Raw genomic sequence first — 4431 nt, forward strand, 5'->3', positions numbered from 1 at the left:
ATGAAGGGCACGCTTGGCCTCATTGCGTGACCTTCGCCTCCTCCTGTTCTTCATGAAGGGCACGCTTGGCTCCATTGCGTGACCTTCATGAAGAACAGGAGGAGGCGAAGGTCACGCAATGAGGCCAAGCGTGCCCTTCATGAAGAACAGCAGGAGGCGAAGGTCACGCAATGGGTCAAAGCGTGCCTTTCACGAAGGAAAAGAGGAGACGAAGGTCATGCAATAGGGCGAAGCGTGCCCTTTACGAAGAACAGAAGGAGGGGGAAGGTCACGCAATAGGTCAAAGCGTGCCCTTCACGAAGGAAAAGAGGAGACGAAGGTCACGCAATGGGGCGAAGCGTGCCCTTCACGAAGGACAGAAGGAGGGGAAGGTCACGCAATCGGTATTAAGCGCTATCAATTGATGAAACCCATTACGAAAGGCACGTGTGAGTGCTCACTATCGGACGATTGTAACCATAATACAGAAGAAAGAAGGCAAAGCTTCTTTCTTCTGTATAAAATAAAAAAAGGAAACTCACGACTCTAGTCGTGAGTGTCCATCTGTTAAGTTTTTATTTTTGGTATAAGGCATCGACTTGAGATCGAACGGTTTTGTTTTCCAAGAATTCATCATAAGTTGTTTCAGCGCGGTCGACAACACCATTTGGTGAAATTTCGATAATGCGGTTGGCAACTGTTTGAATGAATTGATGGTCATGTGAGCCGAATAATATTGCTCCTTTAAAATCGATAAGTCCATTGTTTAAGGCTGTAATCGATTCTAAGTCCAAGTGGTTCGTGGGATCATCTAAAACCAAAACATTGGCTTTACTCAGCATCAGTTTAGAAAGCATGCAACGCACTTTTTCTCCACCGGATAAGACAGATACTTCTTTCATGACTTCATCACCGGAAAAGAGCATGCGTCCGAGGAAGCTTCTCAAGAAGGTATTGTCATTTTCTTCTTTATTTACCACATATTGTCTCAACCAGTCTATGATGGTCAATGAACTGTTCTCGAATTCACTGGACGAATCTTTAGGAAGATACGTATGTTTAGTCGTTATGCCCCAACTAAAAGTACCTTCATCCGGTTCCATTTCACCTGTGATGATTTTGAATAAAGTACTGATCGCAACATCATTCATACTTGTGAAAGCAACTTTATCGTCTTTGGTTAAGGAGAAAGTAATATTGCCTAATATTTTTTTGCCATCGATCGTTTTTGAAAGATTCTCCACACGTAATAAATCATTACCGATTTCACGTTCAGGTTGGAAACCGACGAAAGGATAACGACGTGATGACGGTTGGATATCATCCAAGGTGATTTTATCCAGCGTTTTTTTACGCGATGTCGCTTGTTTAGACTTAGATGCGTTTGCGCTGAATCGAGCGATAAAGGCTTCGAGTTCTTTTATTTTTTCTTCTTTTTTAATGTTTTGATTAGCTTGTAATTTCGAAGCCAGTTGACTGGATTCCAACCAGAAGTCGTAGTTACCGACAAAAAGTCTGATTTTACCGAAGTCAACGTCGACCATATGTGTACAGACTTTGTTTAAAAAGTGTCTGTCATGGGAGACAACAATAACGGTGTTTTCAAAGTTGATTAAAAATTCTTCAAGCCAGGCAATAGACTGCGTGTCCAAGCCGTTTGTGGGCTCATCAAGAAGCAGCACATCAGGTTTGCCGAACAATGCTTGCGCTAGCAGAACTTTCACATGCTGGCCACTAGTTAGTTCACTCATTTTTTTATAGTGTAAAGCTTCCGGAACACCTAAACCTTTGAGTAACGTCATTGCTTGCGGTTCAGCTTCCCAACCGTCTAACTCAGCAAATTCGCCTTCAAGTTCAGCGACTCGAATGCCGTCTTCATCTGAGAAGTCAGCTTTCATATAAACTTCATTTTTTTCCTGCATAATGTTGTATAAACGCTCATGACCCATGATGACTGTATCAATAACGTTCTGATCTTCATAATCATAGTGGTTTTGTTTTAACACGGCCATGCGTGAATCTTTTGGTAGTGAAACGTCGCCTGAAGTCGGAGAGATTTCTCCGGATAATATTTTTAAGAATGTAGATTTCCCTGCACCATTCGCTCCGATAACACCGTAGCAATTGTCATTCGCAAATTTTAAAGTGACATCTTCAAATAGTTTTCTATCAGAAAAAAGCAAACTTACATTTGTTACTGTAATCATAATTAATAAACCCTCTATTCTTTCCATGTATTCCTGGTCTGTTTTTTCGCCATTATGTTCATTATACTTACTTTTAGAAATAATTCAGTCTTTATGAGAATTTACTGAATAGATTGTGAGTGATTGTGACAGAATAATGAAGTTTAAAGCGTGCATTAGTTAGATATAGGAAGAAACAGAAGACGATTCAAGCATGTATAACCGTCGTATTTATGTAAACAGGCAAGAATACAGATCAGATGTTCGTGCCTGTTTACATAAAATTGGAGGGGTTCACGAAACAGAGGGATGGAGTGAAAAGGACGGAAGCATCATTTTGGCATGGTATTCATCGGGTCAGGACTTTTGATCTTCAACGAAAATGGAACGATTCAGTTCATCGTTAAAGCATTTAATTAAGGGGATATTTACATTTTCTTTACAATGATGGTAGATAAACAGGTAGCAATTTTGTGTGCAAATTGATATACTTGACAATAGATAGACAACAGTCTATATAAGGAGGGTTCATTTTATGAAAATTGTAGTCATTGGTTCTGTGGCAGCGGGAACATCGGTTGCTGCCAAAGCAAGGCGAAATGATGAGACAGCTGAAATCGTTGTGTATGAAGAGGCAGAAGATATTTCTTATTCCGTCTGTGGTATGCCTTATTTTTTAGGAGGAGAAGTAGAAAGATTAGATGCCCTGATTCCTAGAGACGTTGAGTGGTTTAAAAAACGCTTTGAAATTGATATTCACATTAACCATCACGTTAAAGCCATCCACCCTTTAGCCAAAGAAATTAAAGTGTACAACAAAGAGACTGGCAAAGGTTCCAGAGAGACCTATGATAAGTTAGTGCTGGCGACCGGGTCTTATTCGCTTACCCCGCCACCATTCAGCTTGGCTACTTACGAAAATGTGTTTCATGTCAAATCGATGGATAACACGAAGGCCATTGATAAATATATGAAGGGTCATGATATCAAGCATGTCACGATTGTCGGATCTGGATTTATCGGGCTTGAAATGGCAGAACAACTGACCAGAAAAGGATTGACTGTGTCTATCGTCGAACTTGCGGATCAGATCTTCCCTAAAATCGATGCAGATATGGCTTATCATTTGAAGAAAGAACTGAAAGATAACGGTGTCGCCCTTTATATTGGTGACAAAGTAGATACCATTGAAGGCAATGGTAAAGTGGTCTCGATTGGTACTCAAAAGGGTGCAACGCTTGAAACCGACTTAGTGATCTTAGCCGTTGGAGTAAAACCGAATACCGTCTTAGCTTTAGATGCTGACATTGAACTTGGTGAAACTGGCGCAATCAAAGTGGACAAACACATGAAGACGTCAGCTGAAGATGTTTACGCAGTCGGAGATGTGGCCGAGAGTTTTCATAGGGTCACGAACCAGCCGAGTTATCATCCACTGGGTTCGACAGCGAATAAAATGGGTCGTATTGTCGGTGATCATTTAACCGGTGGACCGCTTGAATTTAAGGGAACGCTCGGCACTGGCATTTTCCGTTTATTTGATTTGACCGTGGCTTATACGGGGCTCTCAGAAAAAGAAGCGGCAAAAGCCGGTTTTGATCCGGTCGTTATTCACAATATTAAACCCGCTCACGCAAAATACGTTGGAGGACAGGAAATCACCATCAAAGGTGTTGCCGATAGAGAGTCCGGGCGTTTCCTGGGTGCACAAATCGTAGGTCCAGAGGGTGTAGACAAACGTATCGACGTGTTTGCGACAGCCATTACCTTTGGTGCGACAGCAGAGGATCTATTCCATCTTGACCTGGCTTATGCCCCGCCGTTCAGTACGACGAAAGATCCGGTCATGTATACAGGCATGGTCCTGGAAAATGCTCGGGAAAATTTGCCTGTGATGACACCTGAAGAGCTGGTTGCGTTTCAGGAGAAGGTTGTTCCTCTGCAGATCGTAGATGTACGTTCGCCCAAACAGTATGGAAAAAATCATGTCAAAGATGCCGTCAATATTCCGATGCCGGACTTGCGTAAAGGTGTCGCTGATTTGGACCGTTCGGTTAAGACGGTCGTGTACTGCAATAAAGGGGTAACCAGCAACACCGCACAAAATCTACTATTGAACATTGGGTTTTTAGATGTAAATGTGTTATCGGGTGGCAACACGAATTATCAGAATTATATTGATAGTAAAAAGTAAATAATGACTAGGGCTCAGACAGAAAAGAGTTTAGCTGCTCTTTTTCAGCTGTCTTAGAGTTGACAAGACAAG

Annotated in this window: 2 protein-coding genes; one reads left to right on the forward strand and one right to left on the reverse strand. The window is 41.9% G+C overall.

The annotated features are described in order from the left end of the window. Positions 1-554: 554 nt before the first annotated feature. Positions 555-2186 carry an ABC-F family ATP-binding cassette domain-containing protein gene (locus tag R6U02_RS00410; RefSeq protein WP_410261669.1) on the reverse strand — a complete coding sequence of 544 codons (1632 nt, stop codon included), beginning with the start codon at positions 2184-2186 and terminating at the stop codon, positions 555-557. Positions 2187-2700: 514 nt separating this feature from the next. Here R6U02_RS00410 and R6U02_RS00415 point away from each other — a divergent pair. Further along, positions 2701-4359 carry an FAD-dependent oxidoreductase gene (locus tag R6U02_RS00415; RefSeq protein ID WP_410261670.1) on the forward strand — a complete coding sequence of 553 codons (1659 nt, stop codon included), beginning with the start codon at positions 2701-2703 and terminating at the stop codon, positions 4357-4359. The last annotated feature ends 72 nt before the right edge of the window (positions 4360-4431 follow it).

The sequence above is a fragment of the Alkalibacterium sp. genome (assembly GCF_046484155.1).
GTDB lineage: Bacteria > Bacillota > Bacilli > Lactobacillales > Carnobacteriaceae_A > Alkalibacterium.